At 69.2% G+C, this 25,193-nt stretch carries 23 protein-coding genes; 10 read left to right on the top strand and 13 right to left on the bottom strand.

Annotated features, from left to right (window positions below):
• Positions 1-10: 10 nt before the first annotated feature.
• From DB31_RS13765 to DB31_RS13740, 7 genes are all read right to left on the bottom strand, one after another.
• Positions 11-2,143, bottom strand: coding sequence for an ATP-binding cassette domain-containing protein (locus tag DB31_RS13765; protein WP_052419944.1), 2,133 nt, complete (start codon positions 2,141-2,143; stop codon positions 11-13).
• A complete protein-coding gene (locus DB31_RS13760) occupies positions 2,140-4,839 on the bottom strand; it encodes an ATP-binding cassette domain-containing protein (RefSeq protein WP_044187435.1) in 2,700 nt (899 codons plus the stop codon). Before DB31_RS13760 ends, DB31_RS13765 begins: the two co-directional genes overlap by 4 nt.
• Positions 4,836-6,011, bottom strand: coding sequence for an HlyD family secretion protein (locus DB31_RS13755; RefSeq protein ID WP_044187432.1), 1,176 nt, complete (start codon positions 6,009-6,011; stop codon positions 4,836-4,838). Before DB31_RS13755 ends, DB31_RS13760 begins: the two co-directional genes overlap by 4 nt.
• 108 nt (positions 6,012-6,119) lie before the next feature.
• Complete coding sequence (locus DB31_RS13750) at positions 6,120-7,121, bottom strand: ThiF family adenylyltransferase (protein WP_157231975.1); 1,002 nt, start codon at positions 7,119-7,121, stop codon at positions 6,120-6,122.
• Positions 7,122-7,234: 113 nt separating this feature from the next.
• On the bottom strand, positions 7,235-7,375 hold the full coding sequence (locus DB31_RS48785) for a hypothetical protein (RefSeq protein ID WP_157231974.1): 141 nt from the start codon (positions 7,373-7,375) through the stop codon (positions 7,235-7,237).
• A gap of 116 nt (positions 7,376-7,491) precedes the next feature.
• Complete coding sequence (locus tag DB31_RS13745) at positions 7,492-7,974, bottom strand: HIT family protein (protein WP_044187428.1); 483 nt, start codon at positions 7,972-7,974, stop codon at positions 7,492-7,494.
• Positions 7,971-9,014, bottom strand: coding sequence for a HesA/MoeB/ThiF family protein (locus DB31_RS13740; protein ID WP_044187426.1), 1,044 nt, complete (start codon positions 9,012-9,014; stop codon positions 7,971-7,973). The genes DB31_RS13745 and DB31_RS13740 overlap by 4 nt, the downstream gene beginning before the upstream one ends.
• Positions 9,015-9,463: 449 nt before the next feature.
• Here DB31_RS13740 and DB31_RS13735 point away from each other — a divergent pair, with 449 nt between their 5' ends.
• Positions 9,464-10,006, top strand: a complete 543-nt coding sequence (locus tag DB31_RS13735; RefSeq protein ID WP_044187424.1) for a hypothetical protein — start codon at positions 9,464-9,466, stop codon at positions 10,004-10,006.
• Positions 10,003-10,782, top strand: a complete 780-nt coding sequence (locus DB31_RS13730) for an HTTM domain-containing protein (protein ID WP_157231973.1) — start codon at positions 10,003-10,005, stop codon at positions 10,780-10,782. The genes DB31_RS13735 and DB31_RS13730 overlap by 4 nt, the downstream gene beginning before the upstream one ends.
• A gap of 12 nt (positions 10,783-10,794) precedes the next feature.
• Here the strand turns inward: DB31_RS13730 and bcp are convergent, their stop codons facing one another.
• Together bcp and DB31_RS13720 are read right to left on the bottom strand one after the other, a co-directional pair.
• On the bottom strand, positions 10,795-11,358 hold the full coding sequence (gene bcp, locus DB31_RS13725) for a thioredoxin-dependent thiol peroxidase (protein ID WP_075305989.1): 564 nt from the start codon (positions 11,356-11,358) through the stop codon (positions 10,795-10,797).
• Positions 11,359-11,435: 77 nt separating this feature from the next.
• The gene (locus tag DB31_RS13720; protein WP_240486683.1) at positions 11,436-11,930 is read right to left on the bottom strand and encodes a hypothetical protein; all 495 of its coding nucleotides are present in this window, start codon (positions 11,928-11,930) and stop codon (positions 11,436-11,438) included.
• A 51-nt stretch (positions 11,931-11,981) separates the two neighbouring features.
• Here DB31_RS13720 and DB31_RS13715 point away from each other — a divergent pair, with 51 nt between their 5' ends.
• A complete protein-coding gene (locus DB31_RS13715) occupies positions 11,982-12,623 on the top strand; it encodes a hypothetical protein (RefSeq protein WP_044187420.1) in 642 nt (213 codons plus the stop codon).
• Positions 12,624-12,632: 9 nt separating this feature from the next.
• Here DB31_RS13715 and DB31_RS13710 read toward each other — a convergent pair whose 3' ends face one another.
• On the bottom strand, positions 12,633-13,961 hold the full coding sequence (locus DB31_RS13710) for a response regulator (RefSeq protein ID WP_083968253.1): 1,329 nt from the start codon (positions 13,959-13,961) through the stop codon (positions 12,633-12,635).
• Positions 13,962-14,064: 103 nt separating this feature from the next.
• Here DB31_RS13710 and DB31_RS13705 point away from each other — a divergent pair, with 103 nt between their 5' ends.
• The 7 genes from DB31_RS13705 (at position 14,065) to DB31_RS13675 (ending at position 22,746) form a co-directional block, all read left to right on the top strand.
• Complete coding sequence (locus tag DB31_RS13705) at positions 14,065-14,427, top strand: MXAN_6627.5 family MYXO-CTERM protein (RefSeq protein ID WP_044187416.1); 363 nt, start codon at positions 14,065-14,067, stop codon at positions 14,425-14,427.
• Positions 14,427-15,467: a class I SAM-dependent methyltransferase gene (locus DB31_RS13700; protein WP_044187414.1), complete on the top strand. Its 1,041-nt coding sequence runs from the start codon at positions 14,427-14,429 to the stop codon at positions 15,465-15,467. Before DB31_RS13705 ends, DB31_RS13700 begins: the two co-directional genes overlap by 1 nt.
• A gap of 97 nt (positions 15,468-15,564) precedes the next feature.
• A complete protein-coding gene (locus DB31_RS13695; RefSeq protein WP_044188066.1) occupies positions 15,565-17,013 on the top strand; it encodes a UbiA family prenyltransferase in 1,449 nt (482 codons plus the stop codon).
• A 10-nt stretch (positions 17,014-17,023) separates the two neighbouring features.
• Positions 17,024-18,379: an FAD-binding oxidoreductase gene (locus DB31_RS13690; protein ID WP_044187412.1), complete on the top strand. Its 1,356-nt coding sequence runs from the start codon at positions 17,024-17,026 to the stop codon at positions 18,377-18,379.
• Entirely contained in the window at positions 18,376-19,113 is a 738-nt protein-coding gene (locus DB31_RS13685) for an SDR family oxidoreductase (protein WP_044187409.1), read from the top strand. The genes DB31_RS13690 and DB31_RS13685 overlap by 4 nt, the downstream gene beginning before the upstream one ends.
• Positions 19,114-19,134: 21 nt before the next feature.
• Positions 19,135-19,758, top strand: a complete 624-nt coding sequence (locus DB31_RS13680; protein WP_338034297.1) for a Uma2 family endonuclease — start codon at positions 19,135-19,137, stop codon at positions 19,756-19,758.
• Positions 19,759-19,887: 129 nt separating this feature from the next.
• Positions 19,888-22,746, top strand: a complete 2,859-nt coding sequence (locus DB31_RS13675) for a polysaccharide deacetylase family protein (protein WP_044187405.1) — start codon at positions 19,888-19,890, stop codon at positions 22,744-22,746.
• Between the two features lie 45 nt (positions 22,747-22,791).
• On the opposite strand, the gene DB31_RS13670 is transcribed toward DB31_RS13675, so the two are convergent.
• The 3 genes from DB31_RS13670 to DB31_RS13660 form a co-directional block, all read right to left on the bottom strand.
• Positions 22,792-22,974 carry a hypothetical protein gene (locus DB31_RS13670; RefSeq protein ID WP_044187403.1) on the bottom strand — a complete coding sequence of 61 codons (183 nt, stop codon included), beginning with the start codon at positions 22,972-22,974 and terminating at the stop codon, positions 22,792-22,794.
• Between the two features lie 185 nt (positions 22,975-23,159).
• Positions 23,160-24,917: a fatty acyl-AMP ligase gene (locus DB31_RS13665; protein WP_044187401.1), complete on the bottom strand. Its 1,758-nt coding sequence runs from the start codon at positions 24,915-24,917 to the stop codon at positions 23,160-23,162.
• Positions 24,914-25,180 carry an acyl carrier protein gene (locus DB31_RS13660; protein ID WP_044187399.1) on the bottom strand — a complete coding sequence of 89 codons (267 nt, stop codon included), beginning with the start codon at positions 25,178-25,180 and terminating at the stop codon, positions 24,914-24,916. Before DB31_RS13660 ends, DB31_RS13665 begins: the two co-directional genes overlap by 4 nt.
• Positions 25,181-25,193 lie beyond the last annotated feature (13 nt).

The following is a 25,193-nucleotide window of genomic DNA, read 5'->3' as shown; positions in this document are numbered from 1 at the left end:
GTGAGGCGCTCTACGGGTGGGCGATGACGAGCAGGCTGGGCGCGCGCTCGAAGACACAGCGCATGGCCACCCGGAGCGTCTCCGGATCCAGCGCGGCAAAGCTCTCGTCGAGGATGACGAGGCTCGACTTCTGCAGCAGCGCCCGGGCAATGAAGAGGCGGCTGCGCTCACCATGCGAGAGCTGCCAGCCAATCTCTCCCAACTGCTGCTGGAGCCCCGAGGGCATCCGGGAGAGGAGCTCCCCCAGCCCCAGCTCGTGACAGAGGGCCTCCGCCTCTTGGAGGTCCGCACCACGGGGAGGCCACTCGCAGCCCATCAGCAGGTTGAAGGCGAAGGTGCCCGTCAGCACGTGGTTCTCGTGGAACTGCGGCGCCGAGACAATCCGCCGCGCCCAGCCCACATCCCCCAGCGTGTGGCGGTCCAGTCCATCCGCGAGCAGCAGGCCCGACTCCTGGGAGCGCAGTCCCGCGAGCACCGAGCCGAGCGTGGACTTGCCGCCTCCCGAGGGCCCCTCCAGGAGGATCCGCTCGCCGAGGTGGATGCGCAGATCCGCGCCGCTCAGCACGGGAGTCACCCGCCCCTCATACCGGTAGACGAGCCCCGAGCCATTCACCACTGCATGTGAGGGTGCCTCGCCCTGCCGGGCCAGCGCGAACTCCGGGTGCCCCGCCCGCTCCGGCCTCGCCGCCGCCTGGAAGATGGCGCGGATCTGGCTCCAGGCGATCCCCGCTCCCGACAGGTTGATCAGTCCCGAGGCGAACCGCCGCAGGGACTGGTACGCCAGCAGCGTGATGCCCAGCACCACGGCCACGTCCGACACGCCCGCCGCCCCGCCCAGGAAGGCAGGCGCCAGACCTGCCACTCCGAGGATCAGCCACGCATGCGGGATGAGCAGGCTCAGCACCACCGCCGCGCGATCCACGGAGCGGGAGGGCGCCAGGTAGTCCTCGAGCGCTTGATCCTCGGAGGTGTGCCACTGCTCCCGAGGCTGCTGGACGATCCGCGTGCGGTGTCCCAGCAGGTTCTCCACCAGCGTATGCGTCAGGGTGAGGCGCTGGTGGGTCCACCGCTGGCGCGCCCGCCAGTAGCGCACCGCGCAGTACCCCATCACCCCGAGCGTGCCCACCAGCAGCGCCAGGGACAACGTCCCACTGGGCGCGGCGAGGAAGAGCAGCCCCGCTGCGAGCAGCTCGATCGAAGCCATTCCCGCGCTCAGGCCTCCACTGATGGCGAGCGACTCGACGGCCTGGGACTCGAGGACCTTGCCCAGGAGCTGGCCTGTGCCTTGAGTGCGGATCTCCTCGGGCTCCAGCTTGAGCGCCCCTACCAGCAGGCGCTGCTTGAGCAGCGTGCCCACGAGGATGGCCAGGTGCCCGCCGGACCACGAGGCCAGCAAGCGCAGGGGAATCACCGTCGCGAGAACGAGCCCCCACGCCAGCAACCACCCTGGAGCGAGAATCCCCTCCAGCGCCGCCTTGCCGATCAGCCACCACGACACCAGCCAGAGCCCATACTGGAGGGCATGGGCCCCCAGGAACGTGCCCAGCCGCCGCATCAGCCCGGCCTGCTGAGCCTGATGCCAGAAGTCGCTCCCCGGCAGCGGACGGAGCCCCCAGCAGCCCGAGACGTTCCTGGATCCGAGCAGCCCTCGATAGAGCCCGTCCTCGGCCCGCCGCCGGCGCCGCCCCTTCAGGCCTGTGGCCGCCAGTACCTCCTCGACATCCTTTCGGACGTGGCTCTCCAACCGGTGGCAGAGCCGCTTGCGGACCTCCTCGAGTGGCAGCGCGTGGAGCTGGAGATCCGGCCCGAGGACGCTGACCTTGTGCCGGCCGCCCCGCGCCAGCAGCAGGAAGCGCGGCACCTGCGCATCGCTCTCCGACAGCATCAGCAGCGCCGGCCCCGCGCCCCGCAGCAGCGAGTCCACCTCCACATAAGGCGTGTCGAGGTGCACCACGTCCACCCCGATCCACCGGCCCGCCGCGGCGATCCACCGCGTCAGCTGATAGCGGTCGCCCGTGCCCAGCCAGCCCGGAGGCGGCGCCAGCTCCACCTGCTTCGGCACCAGCCCGCTCCAGCGGCCCAGAGCGAGCATCGCCTCCGAGAGGCGCTCCAGAGGCCAGGAGGCCGCGTCCACGGCGCTCATGCCGTCTTCCTCGTGGGCTGCTCCTCGCGCAGCTGGCCCTGCTCGAGCCGGAGCCGCCGCCACTCGGAGCCCTGCCAGATCTCCCGGTCGGCCAGCTCCTCGGCGTCCAGCAGCGCGCGGTAGCGCGAGTCCGGCCGGGCCGAGAGCTCCGCGGGAGGACCGTCCTCGACGAGCCGCCCTCCTTCGATGACCAGCACCCGCTCGAAGCCGAGCGTCTCCCGCACATCATGGGTGATGCAGAACAGCGTCTTGCCCTTCCACAGCTCCCGGGCGTTGAGCATGAGCCGGTGCCGCCGCTCGCGATCCAGTCCGCGGAAGGGCTCGTCGAGCACCACCATGCGCACCTGCTCCTGGAGCATCGCCCTGCCCAGCCGGACGCGCTGGCCCTCGCCACCGGAGACCATGCCGCCGCCCTCTCCGAGCGGCGTCTGCAGCCCCTCCGGCATGCGGGCGAGCACCGTCAGCAGCTCGGCCTGCTCCAGCACCCGAGGCAGGGACGCGGCGCCCTGGCCCGTGCCGTAGCGCAGGTTCTCCAGCAGGCTGCGGTTCCACAACTGCGTTGCCGGATCCACCCATACTGTCTGCCGGCGCAGCGCCACCAGCCGCTCCGCCTCCAACCGCGCCCCATCCACCCGCAGCTCGCCCGTGGAGGGCAGGTGCCAGCCGAGCAGGAGCCCAATGAGGCTGGACTTGCCCGCTCCCGACGGCCCGATGACGGCCACGTGGCTCCCCGGCGCGACGCGCAGATCCACGTCCTGGAGGATGACATGCCCTGCGGCGTGGACCGTCACCTTCTCCAGAGAGACCGAGACAGCCGCAGGCTCAGCTCCAGACACGGGGGCCTGCACCGAGCCATCCGTACGAGCCTCCTCCTCGCGGGCGCCCAGCGGCTCCAGGAGCCGGAGCGTGGTGTTGCGCAGCCCCGGATACTCCCGGGCCACCGCCGTCAGCTCACTGCCGAGCACCGGGAGGTTGAGGGCCCAGTAGATGAGCAACAGCACGCGGCTGGAGTCGCTCGCGTGGGTGATGTGGCTGGTGACGAGCCATGCGGCCAGCCCGAATCCGCAGAGGGCCTGGAGCCCCTCGGCCATGACGCCCGCCTTCAGGTAGCTCCGAGCGGCCTTGCTCCACTCGACCAGCAACCCCTCGTGCTCGGCGCGGACGGCGCGCGCCGCTGCATGGGTGCGAATGGGGACCAGGCCCAGGAAGGCATCCAGGTAGAAGAGGCTCAGCGAGCCCGTGTGCGTGCGGACCCGCATGTCCCACTGGGCGAGCAGCGGCTGAAGCCCGAGTGGCACGAGCACACCGGCGGCACACGCCAGCAGGGCGGGGACGGCGCTGGAGGGCGCCAGCCAGAGGATGCCCGCTGTCGTCACCCCCAGCTCGACGAGGGCCCGCACCGCCCGGCCCATCAGATCAGGCAGCAACCGGAGGCCATGAAGCTCGTGGCTGCGGTGGGCCATGTCGGAGCTGGGCCGGCTGCGGAAGTAGCGGTCACCGAGCTTGGGAATCTTCTCGAAGAACGCGATGCGCAGCCGGGCCTCCAGCTTGCGCCCGAGGCTCTTGAGCAGCAGCGCGGTGGGGAGCTCCACCAGCGCGAGCGCTCCCAGGAAGAGCAGGAGCCCGGCGAGCACTCCGAGCCGCTCCAAGGGCGGACCGAAGCTGCGCCCCAGATCCAACAGGCTGCGGAAGAGCAGGGCCTGCAGCACCACCGCCCCCGCGCCGAGCCCCAAGCCGGTGAGCGCTGCCCAGAGCAGCGGCAGCGGCTCCTGGCGCACCAGGCTCCAGAGCTGATGGCCCGGACGGGCAGGCGGCTCCGTCAGCGCGGCCTGCAGCTCCGGAGAGAGCGCGGCGCCCCCATCGTCCGCAGCCGTACCCGCTTGCGGAGCGAGGGCCTTGAGCCCCTTCACCCGGACGGCGACGGTGCCCCGGACGCGCACCTGGGGCTCCTGCCCCTCTTCCTCGGGCGCGGGGCGCACCGTCCAATAGGCCTCGGGGATGATGCGCTCGGGCCCCTCGGCCGAGGCGCGGGCGCGCTCGAAGAGGGACCCCACCACGGGCCGGGCGTTGCTCCGGCGGAGAATGTCCGCGGAGACCATGGCCTCCGTCATCCGCGTGGCCGCATCGAGCGTAGCGATGCCCATGGGACCGGGAACCACCGTGGCGGCCGAGATGAGCCGCTCCGCATCGCTCCCTTTCACGCCCAGCTGCGCCAGGCGCGCGCCCAGCGGCTTGAGGAACTCGTCGCTGAGCGCCCACTCTCGCCAGCCCTCGGCAGGCAGGGACATGATGTGCGGATAGAGATCCTGGACGAAGCGGCGGGCCGTGGGCCACCGGCGGCCCGTGGCCGGATCCATCACCTGCACGAGCGGCCCGTGGCGCGCCCAGATGACCACGAAATGGGCAAAGCCCGTGGGCAGCCGGATCAGCCCGAGCGCGGGCAGGGACTCAGCCTCCGGGAGCAGCAGGTGGTCGCTGGGCAGGAGGACCTGCTCGGCCTCCAGCCCGAGTTGCACCATGAGGTCCTCGAGCGTATCAATCGAAGTGCCATCGACGTCCGTCTGGCAGGCCTCGCGCAGACGGCCGTAGCTGACGGGACGGCCCAGTCCCTCGAGCAGGCTCTTGAGGGAGGCTGGGCCGCAGTCCATCGCCGAGGTCTGAATGACCTCGGGCACCAGGAGGCGCCGCGAGCTCATGGCGCGGTCCCTTGCAGCCCGGCACCTCGGAGGCGCTCCCCCACCGCGCGCAGCACGAGCCGGGCGGGGGTGGTGCGCTCCACCTCGACTTCGACGGAGCCGGTGAGGCCGTGCTGCCGGGGAATGGCGGACGAGGAGTCCGGCTGGACGTCGAACTCCACGCGGACGATGCCGGCGCGCGCCTCGCTCGCCACGCTGGAGACCCGGGCCTGGATGCTCCCGTACTGGACCCAGGGGAACCCATCCAGCCGCACCTGGGCGGGCTGGCCGGGGCGGATCCGCCCGAGCGCTGCGGGAGGCGGGAAGTCCGCGATCACCTTCAGCTCACCGGTGGGAACAACCGAGGCCAGCGTGTCTCCCTGGCGCACCACCATGCCCGTGCGCAGCGGCGCAAGCGCGGCGACGCGGCCCGCGGCGGGTGCGCGGATGGTCCGCAGCGTCAGCTCATAGTCGAGCTGCTCCACCTGCGCGCTCTGGGCCTGGACCTCGCCCTCGAGGAGCGCGGCCTGGCGGCGGAGATCCTCCATGTGGGCCTGCTGGCTGCTGAGCTTCGCGCGGGCATCCCACGTCAGCCGCTCCACCAGCCGGCGCTGGGCCTCCACGGCGCCCTGCCGCTGGGACGTCTCGCTCGTGGTGCGCTGGTGCTCGGCCTCGGCGACAAACCCGCCATCCAGCAGCCCGGTGGTCCGCCGCAGCTCCCCCTCGGCGAACCGCGCCGAAGTCTCCGCCTGCGAGAGCAGGGCCCGCGCCTCCTCCAGCGAAGCGTCGGTGGCCTTCCGGGTGTTCTGCAGCGTGGTCTCCTCCGAGACGAGCTGGGCGCGCAGGGCCGTCAGCTGTTGGGACAGGCTCTCACGACGGGCGCGCGCCTCCTGCAACTTGAGCCGCGCGGGCGCGGTGTCCAGCTCGACGAGCACCTGCCCCGCGGAGACCTCCTGGGACAAGGCCAGGGGGAGCGCCACCACCGTGCCCGCCACGGGCGCGTCGATGGAGTACGCGTCGCGAGACACCTCCAGGCGCGCCTGAGCGCTGAGCTCGTGAACGGGCACCTCGCTCCAGAGGAACCAGGCCAGCCACCCTCCGAGGATCAACACGCCCACGAGCAGCGCCACCAGCGAGGGCCGCTGGTTGTCCGCCTTGAGCGAGAGGAGAGACCGGGAGAAGGGGATGGCCACGCGCGCGCCGAATCGGAGGGCTCACATCGTAACGCACCCGTCCTGAGCTGGATAGTTTCGGAGCCCCCTCAGGGCGGGAGCGAGCAGGCACTCAGCCGGACCCTGGACTCAGGGCTGTGGCGTGGAGGGCTCGGTGCGGTGCGGGCACTCGACAGGAGGGAGCTCGATGCGCCGAAGCGCCAGGCTCTCCATGTCCAGAGACATGTAAGCATTCAACAGCCGGGGCCCCCCCAGCGTGGGTGCCAGACAGCGCAGGGCCTCTTCGGCCAGGAGATTGCCCACGAGGCCGTTCACCGTCGTACCGGAAGGGTTCCAGTCATTCTCGCGGCTGACCTGCGCGCCGAGGATCTCCATCGTCCGAGGCTCATCCCTGTAGTCGTTCCGGCACCCCCAGCACACCGAGCCTTTCGCAGGCCAGCAGGTCGGCCCGATGATGCCTTCCGACCCCGCATAGCCTCCGCTGGTCACCGGCGTCATTCCCACTTGCGCGGTCTTCCGCAAGACCGTGGGCCCGTCGCCACAGAACACAATGAGGTCCACGCCTCCAAGCCGCTGAAGCTGCTCCTCGTGAGCGAAGAGAGGCTCGTGCAGCGTCTGGAGCTGCAGGTGCGGGTGGCGGGCGAGCAGGAAGCTCGCGGCCTTGGCCGCCTTGGAGGCCCCGATGTCCTCACGCGAATAGAAGAACTGCCGGTTGAGGTTGCTCAGCTCGATGGTGTCGGGGTCCATCAGCGTCATCCGGCACACGCCCGCGCCCGCCAGACTGGCTGCCACATGGGAGCCGACGCCCCCCGTGCCGACGATCAGAACGTGCCGCTTCTCCAGCTCCGCGAGGACCCGGTGGGGGTAGTTCCGCTGGACGTGGGCATAGAAGGAGAGCTGCCGGCTGATCCAGGGTCTGCCCTCGATGAGGTCACGCAGCGGAGCTTCGAGCCGGACGATCCACTGCTCCTCCTCGAGCAGGCCCAGCAGCTCCTCTCCCTGGGGCAGTGCACGAAGCTCGCGCTCCGTCCGGTTCCCATCGAACTGGCGCACCGCCTCGAGGAGCTGAGGCCCGTTGGGTGAGAACGAAAAGAAGTTGCTTCCTTGAATGAGGATCAGCTCATCCTTCACGAGGGACGTTCTGACAGTGGGGAGCAGCCAGAGATAGTCGTTCATGAAAAACAAACGGCCCGACGCTTCTGGCTGCCGGGCCGTTGCCTCTTCAAGTGAGCTGTCGTTTCTACCTAGTTGGCGATCGGATGCACAAGGCCACCACCGCCCGGGCCCGCCTTGATGCGGGTCTTCACGATGACGGCCTTCTTGGCCGGGGTCTCGGCCTTGGGGCTCTCGGTCTTCTGGGACTCCTGGGCGGTCTTCTCGTTCATGGAAGCGTCTCCTTGAGGTGAAAACGGACAGCGTCGCTGCGTCAAGGATAGTCACACAGTCCGTAAAAAACCGCAAGCCCCTGCAAACGTGTTTTTGACGTTTACCTGGCAGAGCCTCAAATCTCTGCGGCGGCCTTGCGGATGCGCTCGGCCAGTGCGTCCAGCTCCGCGTCGGGCATGCGCGGCCCGTCGTGGGAGGCGATGTAGCCCTCGTAGCGCGTGTAGAAGGTCCGCACGGTGCTGCGCACCGCCTGCCAGGGCCCCTCGGGGAGGCCGTGCAGCGGCGTGAGCTTCACGTGGGCGTGATCAATGCCCATGCCCTCGGCGAACAGCCCGGTGCGCCGGGTGCCGAAGGCGCGGTCCAGGATGAGCCCCACCTTTCGGGCCGCCAGCAGCAGGCCGGTGTACTCCGCGTCCTCCAGCGAGAACACGTAGCTGCCCAGGTGCTTCTTGGGCGCCACCACGGTGAAGCCGGCCGCGTTGGGGAACGGCGTGAGGAAGGCGAGGTGGTGCTCGTCCTCCCAGATCTTCCACGCCTGCTCGCGGCCCGCGATGAGTCTGCAGAAGAAACAGCTGGACTGGGTGTCGGTGGCGCTCATGCCTTGGGGACCTCTTGACGGTGGGGGCAGTTGACGGGGGCCTCGGGCGTCCGCTTCAGCGACAGGGTCGCCATGTCCAGGGAGATGCGCGCGTCGAGCAGCAGGGGGCCTCCCAGCGAGGGCGCCAGGCACCGCAGGGCCTCCTCCGCCAGGAGGTTGCCGGTGATGCCATTCAAGGTGACGCCCGAGGAGTTCCACGCGGCCTCGCGCGAGATCGCCGTCGAGAAGATCTCCCCCAGCGGCTTCTCGTCATTGGCGGCGGTCCAGCACCCCCAGCACGCCGAGCCCTTGGCCGGCCAGAAGGTGGGCCCCACCACGCCGATCTGTCCCATGTAGCCCCCCACGAGCACGGGCGTGCTGCCCACCCGCGCCGTCATTCCCTGGAGCACCGTGGGGCCATCTCCCGCGAAGAGGATCAGGTTGGCGGTCCGCAGCAGGTCCGCCTGTCCCTCGCTGGCGAACAGCGCCTCCGGGATGGCGTCGATCTGCAGGTGGGGATGGCGGGCCAGCAGGAAGCGCGCGGCCGCGTCCACCTTCCGCGAGCCCACGTCCTCGCGCGTGTAGAAGAACTGCCGGTTGAGATTGCTCAGGTCGATGGTGTCCGGATCCATCAGCGTCATCCGGTGCACCCCCGCGCCCGCAAGGCTCATGGCGACATGAGAGCCGATGCCTCCCGTGCCCACGATGACGACGTGGGCGCTCGCCAGCTCGGCGAAGATCCGATCCGGGTAGCGGCGCTGGAGGTGGGCGTAGAAAGAGAGCTGCCGGGTGATCCACGGCCGGCCCTCGATGAAGCGCGCCAGAGGCGTCTCGAGCCGGACCAGCCACTTCTCTCCCTCGAGGATCTCGAGCACCTCCTCGCCCCGAGGCAGCGCGCGCAGCTCCTCCTCCGTGCGGTTTCCATCGAGCTGCCGCACCACCTCGAAGAGCTCCGGGCCTCCGGGCGAGAGCGCCAGGCGGGTCTCCGTCTGGTACAGGATCAGCTCATCACCGATGACCGATGAGACGACGGTGGGCAGCAGCCAGAGGTGGTCTTTCATGGGCAGGGGCCGTCAGGTCCAGGGGCTCGGAGGGGAAAAGAAAACAGCCCGGCGCTCTCGAAGAGCGGCCGGGCCGTCATTACAGCAGGAGATGCGAGGGGCGGCCTAGTTGAACGCCGCGGGACCGGCCTTGATGCTGGTCTTTACGACCACGACCTTCTTGGGCTCCGCCTTCTTCTCATCCTTCTTGATCTCGATGGTGGCCTTGTCGTTCATGGTCGATCTCCGTGGGGGTGAGTCAGCACTCGCGCTGACAGGAGGAATAATGGCTTAAGCCGTTTTTCCTGTCAACACAGAGAATGTATTTTTCCAGGCCATTCGTATTCTCCCAGCAATTACAGATATTTATCCTTAATCCAGGAATCCTGGGTTGAGGGTGACCGGGGGCAATCCGATATGCTGAGCGCCGCGGCGGGCGCGCCGGCGGTGGAGCGTGCGGAGTCGAGGGCATGGACTGGGTACAGATGGGCTGCTGGGCCGGCTTCGGCCTACTGGTGGCCGTGCAGTTGGTGCACACGCTGCGGAACACGAACCGCTGGCCCTTCGTGGCGCAGAACATGTTCTCGCATGCCGTCCCGGCGGTGACGCCGCGTCTGATGGTCGTGCTCCACGACTCGCTGGGGGGCTCGCGCGTGGTGTTCCCGTACAGCGTGCTGCCCGTGGAGTTCTTCCGGGCCCAGCGCCTGCTCTTCCAGGTGTTCGTGGAGGGCGACGATGCGGAGCGCCAGGAGCGCTTCGCGGTGACGATGCTCGACCGGCTCAATGAGGCGCCCTGGGCCGCGCTCGATGAGGTGGAGTCCTCCATCCGGCCGCCCCCGGGAGCGCGCTTCGTGGGCTTCGAGCTGGTGTCGTACGAGTACGCGATCGAGGAGTACGTGGCGGGCGCGGAGTTGGCGTCCATCCAGCGTCCGCTCGAGACCCTCTGCTCGGTCCACCTGGCCTCCCCAGAAACCGAGCCCCCCCCCGAGGCGGCGGTGGGGAACGCCTCATGATGCTTTGGGAGCTCGCCTTCTCTCAGCCGGACGCGATGCACCGGCTGGAGTGGGTGCGGATGACGCTGGGGGGAACCATCTTCGTCCTCTCGCGCATGCCCCCCTATGGGCGCTTCTACACGGAGAACGAGGCCACGCTCTACAGCCCCGGCTCGTGGCTGCCTCCGCTGGGGCGGCTCCAGCCGCTGCTCCGCACGGGGGTGTCACTCCTCGCCCTGCTCGTGGCCGTGGGGCTTGGAGGGCTTGGAACCGCCGTGGCGCTGCTCCTGGCGTTCGGGCTGCTCGATCGCTACCTGGCGAGCCTGTCGCCCCGGCTGTGGAACAACGTCTTCCACGTGCACCTGTTTCTGCTCGGCTACTGTATCGCTCGAGCCGCGCCGCTCCTCGCGCCTCCCGCGCAGGCCGAGCGGCTGGCGTCGTTCATGCTCACCGCGATGCAGTTCCAGGTGGGGCTGGTGTACCTGCTCGCCGGCATCTCGAAGCTGCGCGTGGGGGGCCTCGAGTGGTTTACCCAGGGACGCACCCTGCTGGCGTCCACCCTCTTCCGAGGCACGGCGCTGGGGCGCCGCGTCGTGGCCGTTCCCGCGGCGAGGCGCGCCATGGGACTGGCGTCAGGGGCGTTCGAGTTGGGCGCTCCGGCCCTGGTTCTCTGGCCGGCGATGCACCCGTGGCTGGCCGTGATGGCCATCAGCTTTCACCTGGGGGTGCTGCTCCTCATGCGCATCTCGTTCTGGCACCTCTGGGTGTTCTTCCCGGCGCTCTTCATCACTCCCTGACCTGAGTCGAACTCAGCGGCTGCGCGGAGCGGCCTTCTTCGCGGCGGGAGCCTTCTTCGCGGCGGCCTTCTTGGCGGGCGCCTTCTTCGCCGCGGCCGGGGCCTCGGCGGTGCCTCCGGTCAGCATCGAGAGCACCTCGTTCACGTGGCCGTTCACCTTCACCTTCGGCCACACGTGCTTCACCTTGCCCTCGCCGTCGATGAGCACCGTGGAGCGGATGATGCCCATGTACGTGCGGCCGTAGTTCACCTTCTCGCCCCACGCGCCGTACGCGTCCGCCACCTTGTGCTCGATGTCCGCCAGCAGCGGGAACGGCAGGTTGAACTTGTTGGCGAACTTCTCGTGGCTCTTCGTGGTGTCCGGCGACACGCCCAGCACCACCGCGCCCGCCTTCTCCAGCGCCGAGTGCTCGTCGCGGAAGTTGCAGGCCTCCACCGTGCAGCCGGGGGTGTCGTCCTTCGGGTAGAAGTAGAGGACGACGTTCTTTCCCGCGAACTGCGCGAGGGACACGGTCTTGCCGGTCTGATCAGCGAGCTTGAAGTCGGGGGCCTTGCTGCCAACTGAGGGGAAGGGCATGGCCCTTGTGCTAGCTCCCTCGCTCGGCTGAGGCAAGCACTACTTCACAGGTCACCTGTGGCGCGCCCACCCCGGCGTCAGTGCGCTCCCTCCGGCTCCGCTCCTCCGCCCTCGCCCGGTGGGTGCGCCGAGGCCTCCAGCCGCACCAGCTTCTCCCGGCAGGCCGTGAGCGCCTGTCGCACCTGTTCGCGCTGCGCCTCCGAGGCCGTGCCCAGCTCCTTCGCGAGCCTCTCGCACTCCGCGCGCTGCGCCTCCACCGCGTCCGCTCCCGGCCCCGTCGCACCCGGCGTGGCCAGCGGCCGGGGCGGCAGCTTGCCTCGCAGCGTCCGCAAGGCTTCCAGCCGCCGCTCCGCCTCGGGCCGGGCCTTCGAGTCCTTCGGGATGGCCTCGAAGGCGGCAATCACCGAGTCCCAGGCCGGATCCTTCGGTGCCACCCCGCGCCCGACGAGGTCCGCGTACTGGGCCTCGGCCTGGGTGAGCTGCTTCGGGCCCTCGTCACAGCCCGGCAACAAACACAAACTCAGCACCCACACCCCCGCAGCCAGCCGTCGATGCATCAAAGTGAAAACCATGGTGACTCCTATGCTGGCCATACGTGCACCGCGCGGCTAGGGTGCGCCGCAGTGTCTCCCGTCTTCTTCGCATTCGCCGTCGGTCTCGGCCAGGGCCTGCTCCACGCGGTGGGGCCGGACCACTGCGCCGCCATGGCCACGCTCAACACCCTGGGCACCGGCCGGCGCCGCGCCGCCCTGCTCACCGCGCTGCGCTTCGCTTTCGGCCACGCGGCGGTGCTGGGCACGGTGGCCGCTGTCTGCCTGCTCGCCGGGGTGGGCCTGTCCGAGGCCTTCGAGCGCTGGGCCGAAGTGTTCGGTGGCGGCGTGCTCGTGGCCCTGGCCGTCACCGCCCTGCTCTTCCCCAACAGCCTGCGCCACGGACACCCGCACCTGCCCGGCCACACCGTGGAGCCCCACCACCACGTCCACGAGAAGGTCAGCACCGCCGCGGGCGCCCTCATGGCCGTCAGCGGCGTGCGCTCGCTGCTGCTGGCGCTGCCCCCGCTCCTCATGGGCGGCAGCATGAGCCTGGGCGCGTGGAGCTACCTGCCCGGCTTCGCCCTGGGCATCCTCCTGGGCATGGGCGCCGTGGGTCTGATCTTCGCCGAGGGCATGTCCCGCCTGGGCGCGGGACTGGCCACCTGGGTCCACCGCGCCATCGCCGTGGGCTCGGGCGCGCTCGGCATGTTTTGGATCGGCTCGCGGCTCTAACCGCCGCGCCTACTGCCGCCGGTCCAGCACGCCCAGCGACTGCATCGCCACCAGGAAGCCGTAGACCACCTGCTCGGGCCGGTTGGCGTACGCCAGGAGCTCCGCCACCGTCCGGTTCCCATCCACGCGCGGCAGCAACTCCGCCTCCCACCGCTCCAGCTCCACCTCGCTGAGATTGTACGAGGGCGCCACCGCCGGGATGAGCCGATCCTCCGGCCGCAGCAGCCGGCGCAGGCGCTCCGGCTTGTAGAGCTTCTTCACCCCGCGGACGATCAGGTTCGCCGGGTGCAGGTCCAGCTTGATGGACTCGGCGGTCGCCTTCTCCTTGAAGCTCATCACGTAGGTGCCGTCCTCCCACGAGAAGAGCGAGTAGATGATCGCCTTCACCTGCTGGCCCACGTAGTACAGCCGCTCAGTGTCCTTGAGCAGCCCGCGCTCCACCAGGATGTCTCCCGTGCGGCGCTGCGTCTGCGTGGCCACCGTGGCCGCGTCCTGGAGCTGCTCGGGGCGAATCTTCCCCACGCGCACGAGGAACTGGCCGAACCGGTCCGACAACAGGTTGGACAGCGCGAACACCGGCGTGCCGTGCTCGAAGTAGACGACCTTCTTCACCTTGCCGCGCTGCACGCCCAGCTCGCCGGTCTCCTTCGACAGGAAGAAGGCAGTGATGAGCGAGGGCAGGTTGTCCTTCAGCTCGCCGCGGCGCATGCCCGGCCCGCCCGCGCCCGCGGGCACCGGATCCGGCGGACGGCCCGGCTGCGGATGCCGCACCACGGTCACCGGCCCCTTCTGCATGGGGCTGGCCGTCAGGTTGGCGCCGCGAATCTCCGCCGACAGGTTGCCACCGCCCGTCACCTTGATGCGGCCGGTGAGCTCCATCGCGTCCTGCGGCCCCTCCTCCTCCACGTCGATGTCCAGCTCCACCTCGAACGCATCCTGCGGGCGGGGGGCTGGGGGCGTGGCCTTCTTCTCCGGAGGCACCAGCTTGGCCACCGCCTCCAGGAGCTTCTGGGCCTCGAAGGGCTTCTCGAAGTAGCCGGCGGCCGCGTACTTCTGCCGGGCCTCGATGGCGTGCTTGCCACCCTTGAACACACCGGTGATGAAGAGCAGCGGCACCTGCGGCTGCTCCTTCCGGAGCGCGTCCGCCAGGTGGTAGCCCATCATGTCGGGCAGCAGCACGTCGATGACCGCGGCGGACAGCGCCTGGCCCTTGGCCAGCTCGGTGGCCTGCTTGCCCCGGCTCGCCGCGCTCACCTCATAGCCTGCATCCTCGAAGAGCTGCGTGAGAAGAGACAGGAGCTCCTGGTTGTCGTCGACGACGAGGATTCGGGGGGCCATCGGTGGGCGTAACCTAGCAAAACCCCGGGTCGGGATCAGGAAACTGTTTGTACTCCCAAAGGATGCAACCGGGCGCGTGGGAGGGTAGGTTCAGAACACCCCCATGGCCCCCCTGTCCCTAAGAACCTGCCTGCTCACCGCCGCGATCACCCTGTGTCTGGGTGTGCCCTGGGCCGCACACGCCCAGACAGGTGGGGAGGATGGGGGGACTTCCACCGCGCCGGACGCCTCGGTGGGAGAGGGTGGACCGGACCGGGACAACCCAGAAGGTGAGGATGGCGTGGGCCGCGTGGTGGTGAACTGCCGGAGCAGCTCCGACTGCTCGCCGCGCTTCAATTGCAACCAGGGCAAGTGCCGCTACACCGGGATTCGCGAGGCCGAGCGCGTGGGCTGCCTGGGCGGCCCCGAGGCCGCGATGGTGGTGGTGGGAGTGGGGCTGGCGGTGGCGTTGCGGAGGAGGGCGTAGTGCGGCTCGGCTTCAGGGCGGACAACCTGTTGGAGCGGGTGGCGAACTGGTTCAACCTGGCGCCCATGCCCATCGCCCACGTCTTCTTCGGGATGATGAGCTCCCGGACGATGATGGCGGGCGTGAGGCTGGGGGTGTACGCGGCGCTGGCGGAGGGCCCGGCCACCGCGGAGGCCCTGGCCGAGCGGCTGAAGCTCTCGCCCGAGGGGACGCGCGCACTGCTCGAGGGCCTGGTGTCCTGCGAGGTGGTGAAGCGCAAGCGCGACCGCTACCTGCTGGATGAGCGGGCGCGGCGCTGGCTGGATCCGCGCTCGCCGCAGTACATCGGCGGCTTCATCGAGTTCAACTACGCCCAGTGGTCGTGGTGGAGCGAGTTGGAGGAGACAGTGCGCACCGGCAAGCCGGTGGACATCCACGACTTCGCGCCGGATGACCCGCGGTGGAAGGACTACATCCACGCCATGCACCAGCTGGCGCGGCTGGCGGCGCCGGAGGTGGCCTCGGCCATTCCGCTGCCCCGAGGCGCCAAGCACCTGCTGGACCTGGGCGGGGCGCATGGCTGGTTCTCGGCGGAGCTGTGCCAGAAGCACCGCGGGCTGAAGGCCACGGTGGTGGACCTGGAGGGCAGTGCACGCGTGGGGCGGGAGATCATCGCGGCGGCGGGCCTGTCGCACGTGGTGACGCACCGTGAGGGCGACATCCTCACGGCGGAGCTGGGCGGCCCGTACGATGCGGCGCTCCTGTTTCAGGTGGTGCACCACCTGTCGCCCGCGCAGAACGTGGCGCTGCTGCGCCGGGTGCGCACCGCGCTGGGGCCCAAGGGCACGCTCGCTGTCCTGGAGTACCTGCGCGAGGAGGTGGAGGCCGAGCCGAGCGCCTCGGCCCTCATTGGCCTGCACTACTTCCTCACCTCGAAGGCGGCGGCGTACACGCCTGCCGAGGTGGAGGGCTTCCTGGACGACGCGGGCTTCAAGATCACCAAGACGCAGCCCATCCGGCGGCTACCGCTGCAGACGCTCATCCTCGCCCAGCCGGAATGAGCGCGCCCGATCCCTCCCTCCCTCCGGGTCCGGGCCAGCAGCCGTCACGTGGAAATGGAGCCTGTGGCGGGCCCGCGCTACCCTACGGGGCTCCGTGATGTCCTCCGCCTCACCTGCCACCACCTCGGCCTCGGACGTGCCGCTCGTCGTCGATCTCGACGGGACACTGGTGCGCACGGACACGCTGCACGAGAGCCTGCTGGTGCTGCTCAAGCGCAACCCGCTGCTGCTGGTGCTCGCGGCGCTGTGGATGCTCAAGGGCAAGGCGGCCTTCAAGGCGGAGGTGGGACGACGGGTGAAGCTGGATGCCGCGCGCCTGCCCTACAGCGAGCCACTGCTGGCCTACCTTCGGGAGGAGAAGGCGCGGGGCCGGCGGCTGGTGCTGGCGACGGCGGCGGATCAGACCATTGCGGACGCGGTGGCGGCGCACCTGGAGTTGTTCTCCGAGGTGTACGCCAGCGACGGCACGGTGAACCTCTCGGGCGCGAGGAAGCTGGCGCGGCTGAAGCAGGCGCACCCCGAGTTCGACTACGCGGGCGATGGCGAGGTGGACCTGGCGCTGTGGCGCGAGGCACGGCGGGCGGTGGTGGTGCACGGCTCGTCCGGGCTGGAGCGCAAGGTGCGTGCGCTGGGCCGGGGCGAGGTGCGCGTCTTCGAGGCGCCTCGCACGAGCGTGCGCACGTGGGTGAAGGCGCTGCGCGTGCACCAGTGGGCCAAGAACATCCTGGTCTTCGTCCCGGCGCTGCTGGCGCACAAGGCCCAGCAGTTCGAGCTGCTGATGCAGGCGGCGCTGGCCTTCGTGGCGTTCAGCCTGTGCGCATCCAGCGTGTACATCCTCAATGACTTGCTCGACTTGGACTCGGACCGGCAGCACCCGACCAAGCGCAAGCGCCCGTTCGCCTCGGGTGACTTGCCGGTGAGGGTGGGAGCGGTGCTGGCGCCGGTGCTGTTGGTGGCGGGCTTCACGGTGGCGGCGCTGCTGCTGCCGCTGCCCTTCGTGGGGCTGCTGGCCACGTACTATCTGGCGACGTTCGCGTACTCGCTGCACCTCAAGCAGGTGATGGTGCTGGATGTGCTGGTGCTGGCGGGCCTGTACACGGTGCGCATCTTCGGCGGCTCGCTTGCGACGGGGGTGCCGACGTCGAGCTGGCTGTTCACCTTCTCGATGTTCCTGTTCCTGTCGCTGGCGCTGGTGAAGCGGCTGTCCGAGGTCCGGCGGCTGCGGCTGGCCAACGAGGAGGCGACGCCGGGCCGAGGCTACCTGGCGAGCGACTACGAGCAGCTGGCGAGCCTGGGTGTGGCGGCCGGGTACATCTCGGTGCTGGTGCTGGCGTTCTACATCACCAGCAAGGAGGTGACGGTCCTCTACAGCAACCCCGAGCGGCTGTGGATGCTGTGCCCGGTGATGCTGTACTGGGTGAGCCGGGTGTGGCTGCTGGCGCACCGGGGACTGGTGAACGAGGATCCGCTGGTCTTTGCGCTGCGAGATAAGGTGAGCTACGCGGTGGGGCTGGTGGCGGCGCTCGTGCTGCTGGTGGCCACGTGAGCAGGCCAGGATGACGAACGGGCATCAATCTTGGGGGCGCTACCCGCTTGCCACGCAGCAGGCGGCGCACCCCATCGTCTGGCAGACGGACCGGCTCCCGGAGGCCGGTGATGGCACCCTGCTGCCGTACGGGATGGGGCGGAGCTATGGGGACTCGTGCCTGAACGAGGGCGGCACGCTGCTCACCACGGCGGCGCTGGACCGGCTGCTGGACTTCGATGCGGCCACGGGCGTGGTGCGGTGCGAGGCGGGCGTCACGCTGGAGACCCTTCTCCGGCTGGCAGTGCCTCGGGGCTGGTTCCTGCCGGTCACGCCGGGGACGAAGTTCGTCACGGTGGGTGGGGCGATCGCAAACGATGTGCACGGCAAGAACCACCACCGGGCCGGAACGTTCGGACGGTATGTGAAGCGGTTCGAGCTGCTGCGCTCGGATGGCAGCCGGCGGGTGTGCTCTCCCGAGGAGAACCGTGACTGGTACGAGGCCACCATCGCGGGCCTGGGACTGACGGGGCTCATCCTGTGGGCCGAGGTGCAGCTGCGGCCCATTCACAACCCGTTCGTGCTGACGGAGACCGTGCCGCTGGAGAACCTGGACGCGTTCTTCGAAGTGTCACGGGAGTCCGAGCCGGACTACGAGTTCACGGTCGCGTGGCTGGATGGGCTGGCGAAGGGCCGGAGGCTGGGACGCGGGCTGTATTACCGGGGGAACTTCGCGCCGCCGCAGCTGGAGGGGCTGCCGCTGAAGAAGAGCCACTTGAACAGCGGCTCGGGGCTGGTGGTGCCGATCGATTTTCCGGGCTTCAGCCTGAACTGGCTGTCGGTGGCGGCGTTCAACTGGCTCTACTACCGGGTGAACCTGATCAACCGGGGCCCCAAGCTGCAGCACTACGATCCGTTCTTCTATCCACTGGATGCCGTGCATCGGTGGAACCGCATCTACGGACGGCGGGGGTTCTTGCAGTTCCAGTGCGTGGTGCCGCATGCGACGGCTCGGGATGCGCTGCGGGAGATTTTGGAGCGCAGCGCACGCGAGGTGCCGAGCTTCCTGAACGTGCTGAAGACGTTTGGGAGCGTGGCGTCGCCGGGGTGGCTGTCCTTCCCTCGGCCGGGAGTGACGCTGGCGCTGGACTTCGCGAACCGGGGCGAGCGCACCTGGAAGCTGGTGGCGGAGTTGGATCACGTCACGCGGCAAGCAGGCGGTGCGGTGTACCCGGCGAAGGATGCACGGATGAGCGCTGAGAACTTCGCGGCATACTTCCCGCAGCTCGAGCGATTCAAGCCGTACGTGGACCCCGCGTTCTCGTCTTCCTTCTGGCGCCGGGTGCTCGATTCGTCGCAAGCACAAGCTATGGTCCGCTCACCATGAAGAAGGTCCTTGTCCTCGGTGCCACGAGCGCCATCGCACAGGCCACGGTGCGGCTGCTCGCCGCGCGTGGGGCCGCGCTGTATCTGGTGGGCCGCAACGCCACGAACCTCGATGCGGTCGCGAGGGACGCAGCCACTCGCGGGGCCGCCAAGGTGGAGCAGCAGGCGCTGGATCTCGACGACTTCTCCGCGCACGAGGCACTGGTGGAACGTGCGGCTCAGGCACTCGGCGGATTGGATGGAGCGCTGATTGCGCACGGCGTGCTCGGAGACCAGAAGACCTGCGAGCGCTCCTGGGCAGAGACGGAGAAGGTGCTGCGCACCAACTTCCTGAGCGCGGCCTCCCTGCTGACGGTGCTCGCCAACCGCTTCGAGGCGCAAAAGGCCGGCACGCTGGTAGTCATCTCCTCGGTGGCGGGAGACCGGGGCCGGCAGAGCAACTACGTGTATGGCGCCTCGAAGGGCGCGCTGAACGTGTTCCTCCAGGGGCTGCGCAACCGGCTGTCGCGCTCGGGTGTCGCCGTGGTGACGGTGAAGCCCGGCTTCGTGGACACGCCCATGACGGCGCACATCCCGAAGAACAAGCTCTTTGCCTCGCCGGAGCAAGTCGCCCGAGGGATTCTGCGTGCGGCCGATAAACGCAAGAACGAGGTCTACGTCCCCGCCAAGTGGGCCCTCATCATGTTCATCATCCGCTCCATCCCTGAGGGCATCTTCAAGAAGCTGAAGCTGTAGCCAGGGAATGAGCAGCCCACCGTGGGCTTGCTTGCCAGCGGCCCGCGTTATCTCCAGACTTATCCCATGGGTTACGGCGCACGACAGCTCAAGGGTCCCCCGACCCTCGCCGACCTCGAAGCTCTCCCAGAGAACCTCGTGGGAGAGATCATCGAGGGGACGCTCTATACCCATGCCCGTCCACGCGCGGGTCACGGCATCGTCGAAGGCAGGCTCTTCGGTGGGCTCGACGGTCCCTTCCAGGTAGGTCGCGGTGGCCCGGGCGGCTGGTGGATCGAAACGGAACCCGGCATCCAACTCGAAGGCTCTCCCGAGTTCATCCCAGACCTCGCCGGCTGGCGCCGTGAACGTGTGCCGGAGTGGCCTGAGCGCTGGACCGTTGCTCCAGACTGGGCCTGCGAGATCCTTTCGCCCACGACGCGTGCCTATGATCAGCGCATCAAGCGCCCCTTCTACGCACGCATCGACGTGGGCCACCTCTGGTTCATCGACATCGAGGCGCGGACGCTCTCTGTCAGCAAGCTGAGCAGCGGGCGCTGGCTGGAACTGGGCGTCTACGGCGAGGACGACGTCATCCGCGCCGAGCCCTTCGATGCCATCGAGCTGAAGCTCGGTGACCTCTGGCCCCCGCTCCGGTCGCCCTGACCCCGCGTGGAGCCTGCTCGCTCCTATATAAGGATGCGGGCGCTTCACTGTGCGTCATAGTCCTACTTGATGCGACTTGGCACCCCACGCTCGGCCCGGCATTCTTCGCGGCGGAGTCCCTCAGTTCACATGCACACTTCCCGCTCGGCTCGATTCTCGCGCCTCGCGACGAGCCTGATCACGCTCGCCGCCGTTGGCCTCCTCACCTCTTGCAAGGGCAAGGCATCCAATCCTCCCGCGACGCCCCCGGCTCCTGCCGCTACCGCGCCCTCCTCGCCGAGCCCTAGCACCCCATCTGCCGCGGCTTCGGCGCCCGCCGTTCCGGCCTCCCGCGCCCAGGAGCTGAGCGAGATCGTCACCCGCTACCGGAAGAACATCGTCCTGGCCTCGGATCAGGCCTCGCTCGATGACGATGCCCGTGAGCGCATCACCGTCGTCGGCCGGATGATCTTCGAGCAGAACCGGCACGCCCTTGATGAGCTCGGCGAGCAGTTCGGCGAGGAACTCACCGCCACCGCCAGCAGCACAGCCGCGCCGGCCGGCATCTCCGCCTTCCTCGAGTGGCTGGAGAAGTCGCCCGACCTGCGCGACGGCGACAAGCTCGCCTTCAAGGACTCCCTCACGGACCTGCGCGCCGCCATCGAGTCGCTCCCGCAGTCGCCCGCGTGGAAGGCCGCGCTCCTCACCCGCATCGAGGAGGACCAGAAGGCCCTCCAGGAAATCCAAGCCCTCTACGAGAAGGAGCTGGAGCAGATCTTCGGCCGCCCCGAGATGCGCGGCATGACCGTGAAGCGCGAGGCCTGGGACTCCTATCTGTCCTTCCTCAAGGGCCTCTTCACCCGCGAGACCATCCTCAAGGACTTCGACGACTCGCTGTCCTCGCTCGGAGAGGGCCTGCGCGGCAAGGGGCCTCGCAAGGAGGATCCGTTCGTGCTCACGGGCCAGTCCCTGCCCGACAAGACGCTCGTCCTCACCTTCGATGACGGCCCGCACCCGCGTCACACCGCCGCCATCCTCGCCATCCTCGAGAAGTACAAGGTGAAGTCCATCTTCTTCGAGGTCGGCCAGAACGTCGCCGTCCCGCCCAAGGCCACCGCCACGGACGCGGGCGTGCCCCCGCTCAAGCGCACCTCCGCCGCCGTCAACACCGAGAAGATCATCCAGAGCGGCCACCTCGTGGCCAACCACTCGCTCACCCACGCCTTCCTGCCCAAGCTCAGCGAGGAGCGCCTCGGCCAGGAGATCGACAACTCCCGCGTCATCATCGAGTCCGTCTCCGGCGGGCCCATCCGCCTCTTCCGGCCCCCCTACGGCGCCTTCAACGAGCGTGTCCGCACCGCCCTCACCGCCCGCGGGCTCAAGGCGTTCCTGTGGGCCGTCGACTCGCTGGACTGGAGCGACCCCGTCCCCAAGTCCATCGCCAACCGCATCGTGCAGGACGTGGAGAAGATGGGCCGCGGCGTCATCCTCATGCACGACGTGCACAGCCAGACTGTCGAGGCGCTCCCGCTCGTGCTGGAGACCCTCCAGTCCCGCGGCTACCAGTTCGTCCTCTGGGATGGAAACACCGTCATCGGCGGCCCTCCGGAGGACGGTGGCCCCGCCCCGACGATGGCCTCGGCACCTGCCGTCGCGGCCGCTCCCACGCCCGCGCCCGCGGACCTCTATCGCGAGAGCTGGGCGGTGGTGATCGGCATCAACGACTACGCGAAGTGGCCCAAGCTCTCCTACGCCGTGAACGACGCCCAGGGCGTGCGCGAGCTGCTCGTGGAGAAGTTCCGCTTCAAGGCGGAGAACATCCAGGTGCTGCTCGACGGCGAGGCCACTCGTGAGCGCATCCTCGGAGCGCTGGGCGATGTGCTCTCGGACTCAGCCAAGGTGAAGCGCGATGACCGCGTGTTCGTCTTCTTCGCGGGCCACGGCGTCACCCGCAAGCTGCCGAACGGCCGGAGCCTCGGGTACATCGTCCCCGTTGACGCGGACACAACGAACTACCAGAGCCAGGCCATCTCGATGACCAACTTCCAGGACATCAGCGAGGCCATCCCCGCCAAGCATGCCCTCTTCGTGATGGACGCCTGCTACAGCGGCCTGGCCCTCACCCGCGGTGGTCCTCCATCCGGAGATCTGCGCAAGTACCTCCAGGAGGTGACGCGGCGGAGCGCCCGGCAAGTGCTCACCGCGGGCGGCGCGGACGAGCAGGTGGCCGACCAGGGTCCCAATGGCCACTCCATCTTCACCTGGACGCTGCTCCAGGGCCTGGAGGGCAAGGCGGACCTGAACACGGACGGCTTCGTCACCGCCTCCGAGCTGTTCGCCTACGTGGGGCCCACCGTGTCCTCGCTCTCGCGGCAGACGCCCGCGTTCGGCAGCATGCCGGGCAGCGAGGGCGGTGAATTCATCCTCGAGCTGAAGCACGACGGCGAGTTCCTCAGCGAGTCCTCCGCGCAGCTCGACTCGCAGGCCATCCAAATCAACTCCGAGCTGGAGAAGGTGCGCCAGCAGATCGCCGAGAAGCAGCAGCGCAACCAGACGCTGCAGAAGCAGTTGGAGGAGGCCAAGGGCCAGCTCGCCAAGCTACAGGAAGGCGCGACCCCTCCCGCCACGGCACCGAGCTCCTCTCCCGCCGAGGTGGCCAGCCGGCACAGCGATCGCGGCATGGCGCTCTACCGCGAGAAGAAGTACGCGGAGGCAATCGCCGAGTTCAAGACCGCCGCCTCGCTGAATCCCTCGGATGCCCAGGCTGCGAACAACGTGGGCTTCGTCCACTTCAAGATGGGTGAGTACGCCGAGTCCGCCAAGTGGCTCGAGAAGACCCTCACCCTGGATGAGGGTCGCGCCGTGGCCTACCTGAACCTCGGGGATGCCTACGACAAGCTCGGCCGTCGCGCCGACGCCGTGAAGGCCTACGAGCGCTACCTGTCGTTGCTGCCCTCCGGTCCCGCCGCGGGCACGGTGAAGGAGAAGCTCGCCAAGCTGCGCGAGTAGCCTCGGCACGCCGGGCCAGCATGGCTCCGGCGCGCCAGGTTTGAACTACTCGTAGGTCGGCTGGCAGCGGTTGTTCCACCAGATGCACCGCGAGATCGTACGGCACGCGTCCTGGGTCTTGAACGAGGCGCAGTAACACTCCCAGCTGTTGTTGCAGATCGCCTCCGCGCTCACCGCCTCTTCAACGGGAGCGCCCACCTGCGCAGGCGCGGCCTCCTGGGAGGACATGGGAGACGACCCCTCCTCGGGGAGCAACTCCCCCCCACATGCAGTCAGGCCCAGCAGAGCAGCAAGAGCGACGAAGCGACGCATGAACGCCTCCAGCGAAAGGGTGGGCTCCTCGGGGCACCGGGAGCGCTCCTATGCTGCTCGCCCAAAACAAGTAAATCAAGCAACCACCGCTTAAATGGGCGTCAATCCTCCTGCTCCGAGCGGACGAAGGCCAAGGCGCTCTTGGCCATCTCCACCGCGAGCCCCGCCACGCCCACCTTCTTCGGAGCCCGCAACTCGCCCGCGAGGTAGCCGCGCAGCGCCTCGCTCCGCCGCAGCTTGCCGCTGGAGGTGCGTGGCAACGTGCCGGGATCCAGCATCCGCACCGTGTGCGGACGGATGCCCGTGCCCGCCACCACCGCCGCGCGCACCCGCTCCTCCACCGCCGCGTCGTCCACGGCTGGGCCCGCGCGCTCGGCGAGGATGAGCAGTGCCTCGTCCTCGCTGTCCTCGGGCGTGAAGCCGAGCGCCACCGCGCAGCCCACACGGACACCGTCCACGGCCTGGAGACACTCCTCGAAGGCCTGTGGCGCGTGGTTGGCCCCGCGGATGATCACCAGGTCCTTCGCGCGGCCCGTAAGGTACAGCTCACCCGCGTCCTCGAAGCCCAGGTCTCCCGTGTCCAGCCAGCCGTCCGGACCCAGCGCCCGTGCGGTGGCCTCGGCGTCGCCGTAGTACCCCTTCATCACCGAGGGCCCACGCACGAAGACCCGCCCCACCCGCCGCTCGGGCAGCGCGTGCCCCAGCCCATCGCGGATCTCCACCTCGATGCCTGCCACCGGGCTTCCCACGGATACCAGCGCCCGCGAGCCCTCCACCACCCGCCCCTCCCGCGCCAGCACGCCTGCATCCACTTGCAACGAGCGCGGGCCCCGGCTCGCGGGCGGGAAGGTGACGGCCAGCGAGGCCTCGGACAGCCCGTACACTGGACGGAGCGCGCTGGGGGAGAAGCCGTACCGCTCGAAGCGCTCGACGAAGCGGCGCAGCGTCTCCACCGACACGGGCTCGGCGCCATTGAGCGCGTGCTTCCACGCGGAGAGGTCCACGCCCTTCAGCTCCTCGTCCTTCACGCGCTTCAGGCACAGGCCATACGCGAAGTTCGGCGCGGGAGAGATGAAGCCTCGATGCCGTGAGAGCGCCCGTAGCCACAGCCCCGGCCGCACGAGGAACGCCTCGGGCGGAATGAGCACCATGTTACCCGGGTAGTAGAGCGCCGACAGCAAGCAGCCGATGAGCCCCATGTCGTGGTACAGCGGCAGCCACGACACCCCCACCGGCCGCATGCCCGGCTCCAACGGACTGGCCGCCTCCAGCGCCGCCAGTTGCGCCAACAGTGCCGCGTGGGTGAGCGCCACTGGCTTCGGATCCACCGTCGAGCCCGAGGAGAACTGGATGAGGCCCAGCGACTCCGGCGAGACGCTCAGGTGCAGCGCCTCATCGCCTCGGGAGACCTCGTCCACCGTCCGGCAGCCGAGCCGAGGCCTCGCCGCCTCCACCGCGGCGCCCAGCAGCAGCTTCACCTTCAAGTCCGTGAGCACCACCGCCGCGCCTGTCACCTCCAGCATCCGCGCCGTGGAGCGGTGGTACTCCTCCAGCCGGCCCAGCCGCACCGGCGGGTACAGCGGCACCGGCACCGCCCCCGCCAGCAGCGTGCCGAAGAACGCATCCATGAAACCCGGGGACGTGGGCAGCAAGATGGCCACCCGGTCGCCCTCGGACACACCGATGCGGCGCAGGCCCGCAGCAGTGCGCTGGGCGCGGTGATGGACATCCGCCCACGGCAGCACTGTCTCGCGCTCGGAGGCGTCCACGAAGATGAGCCCGAGTTCCGTGCGCGCGGTGGCCGCGAGCATCTCCGTCACGGTGGCGTACTTCACTGGTGGCAGTGCAGGGCCCTTCATCGCGGCTCCTCCGGAGTCTCCGCCACGCGCCGTGAGACGAGCTTCGCCAGATCCGACACGGTGGTGACGCCGGCGGCGTCCTCCTCGGACAGCTTCACCCGGAAGCGGTTCTCCAGCCCCACCGCCAGCACCGTCAACCCCAGGCTGTCGAGTTGCAGATCCTTGAGCAGATCATGCGAGGGCTCCACGGAGCCCTTCCACTCCAGCTCTTCGCCGAGGATCCGGCGGACCTCGGTCACCACCTCGCCTTCCAGCTCAGCCATGACACACCTCGGA

The sequence above is a fragment of the Hyalangium minutum genome (assembly GCF_000737315.1).
In the GTDB taxonomy this organism is placed as follows: domain Bacteria; phylum Myxococcota; class Myxococcia; order Myxococcales; family Myxococcaceae; genus Hyalangium; species Hyalangium minutum.
The sequence above is the reverse complement of the archived record's forward strand: the minus strand, read 5'-3'. Positions and strand labels throughout refer to the sequence as shown.

What these genes read in the sequence shown, in the direction of transcription:
- DB31_RS13710 (WP_083968253.1), bottom strand. Translation starts at nt 13,961, where the DNA reads ATGGCCCCCCGAATCCTCGTCGTCGACGACAACCAGGAGCTCCTGTCT.
- DB31_RS48785 (WP_157231974.1), bottom strand. Translation starts at nt 7,375, where the DNA reads ATGAACGAGAAGACCGCCCAGGAGTCCCAGAAGACCGAGAGCCCCAAG.
- DB31_RS13675 (WP_044187405.1), top strand. Translation starts at nt 19,888, where the DNA reads ATGCACACTTCCCGCTCGGCTCGATTCTCGCGCCTCGCGACGAGCCTG.
- bcp (WP_075305989.1), bottom strand. Translation starts at nt 11,358, where the DNA reads ATGCCCTTCCCCTCAGTTGGCAGCAAGGCCCCCGACTTCAAGCTCGCT.
- DB31_RS13670 (WP_044187403.1), bottom strand. Translation starts at nt 22,974, where the DNA reads ATGTCCTCCCAGGAGGCCGCGCCTGCGCAGGTGGGCGCTCCCGTTGAA.
- DB31_RS13665 (WP_044187401.1), bottom strand. Translation starts at nt 24,917, where the DNA reads ATGAAGGGCCCTGCACTGCCACCAGTGAAGTACGCCACCGTGACGGAG.
- DB31_RS13720 (WP_240486683.1), bottom strand. Translation starts at nt 11,930, where the DNA reads ATGGTTTTCACTTTGATGCATCGACGGCTGGCTGCGGGGGTGTGGGTG.
- DB31_RS13735 (WP_044187424.1), top strand. Translation starts at nt 9,464, where the DNA reads ATGGACTGGGTACAGATGGGCTGCTGGGCCGGCTTCGGCCTACTGGTG.
- DB31_RS13765 (WP_052419944.1), bottom strand. Translation starts at nt 2,143, where the DNA reads ATGAGCGCCGTGGACGCGGCCTCCTGGCCTCTGGAGCGCCTCTCGGAG.
- DB31_RS13660 (WP_044187399.1), bottom strand. Translation starts at nt 25,180, where the DNA reads ATGGCTGAGCTGGAAGGCGAGGTGGTGACCGAGGTCCGCCGGATCCTC.
- DB31_RS13760 (WP_044187435.1), bottom strand. Translation starts at nt 4,839, where the DNA reads ATGAGCTCGCGGCGCCTCCTGGTGCCCGAGGTCATTCAGACCTCGGCG.
- DB31_RS13745 (WP_044187428.1), bottom strand. Translation starts at nt 7,974, where the DNA reads ATGAGCGCCACCGACACCCAGTCCAGCTGTTTCTTCTGCAGACTCATC.
- DB31_RS13705 (WP_044187416.1), top strand. Translation starts at nt 14,065, where the DNA reads ATGGCCCCCCTGTCCCTAAGAACCTGCCTGCTCACCGCCGCGATCACC.
- DB31_RS13740 (WP_044187426.1), bottom strand. Translation starts at nt 9,014, where the DNA reads ATGAAAGACCACCTCTGGCTGCTGCCCACCGTCGTCTCATCGGTCATC.
- DB31_RS13730 (WP_157231973.1), top strand. Translation starts at nt 10,003, where the DNA reads ATGATGCTTTGGGAGCTCGCCTTCTCTCAGCCGGACGCGATGCACCGG.
- DB31_RS13695 (WP_044188066.1), top strand. Translation starts at nt 15,565, where the DNA reads ATGTCCTCCGCCTCACCTGCCACCACCTCGGCCTCGGACGTGCCGCTC.
- DB31_RS13685 (WP_044187409.1), top strand. Translation starts at nt 18,376, where the DNA reads ATGAAGAAGGTCCTTGTCCTCGGTGCCACGAGCGCCATCGCACAGGCC.
- DB31_RS13690 (WP_044187412.1), top strand. Translation starts at nt 17,024, where the DNA reads ATGACGAACGGGCATCAATCTTGGGGGCGCTACCCGCTTGCCACGCAG.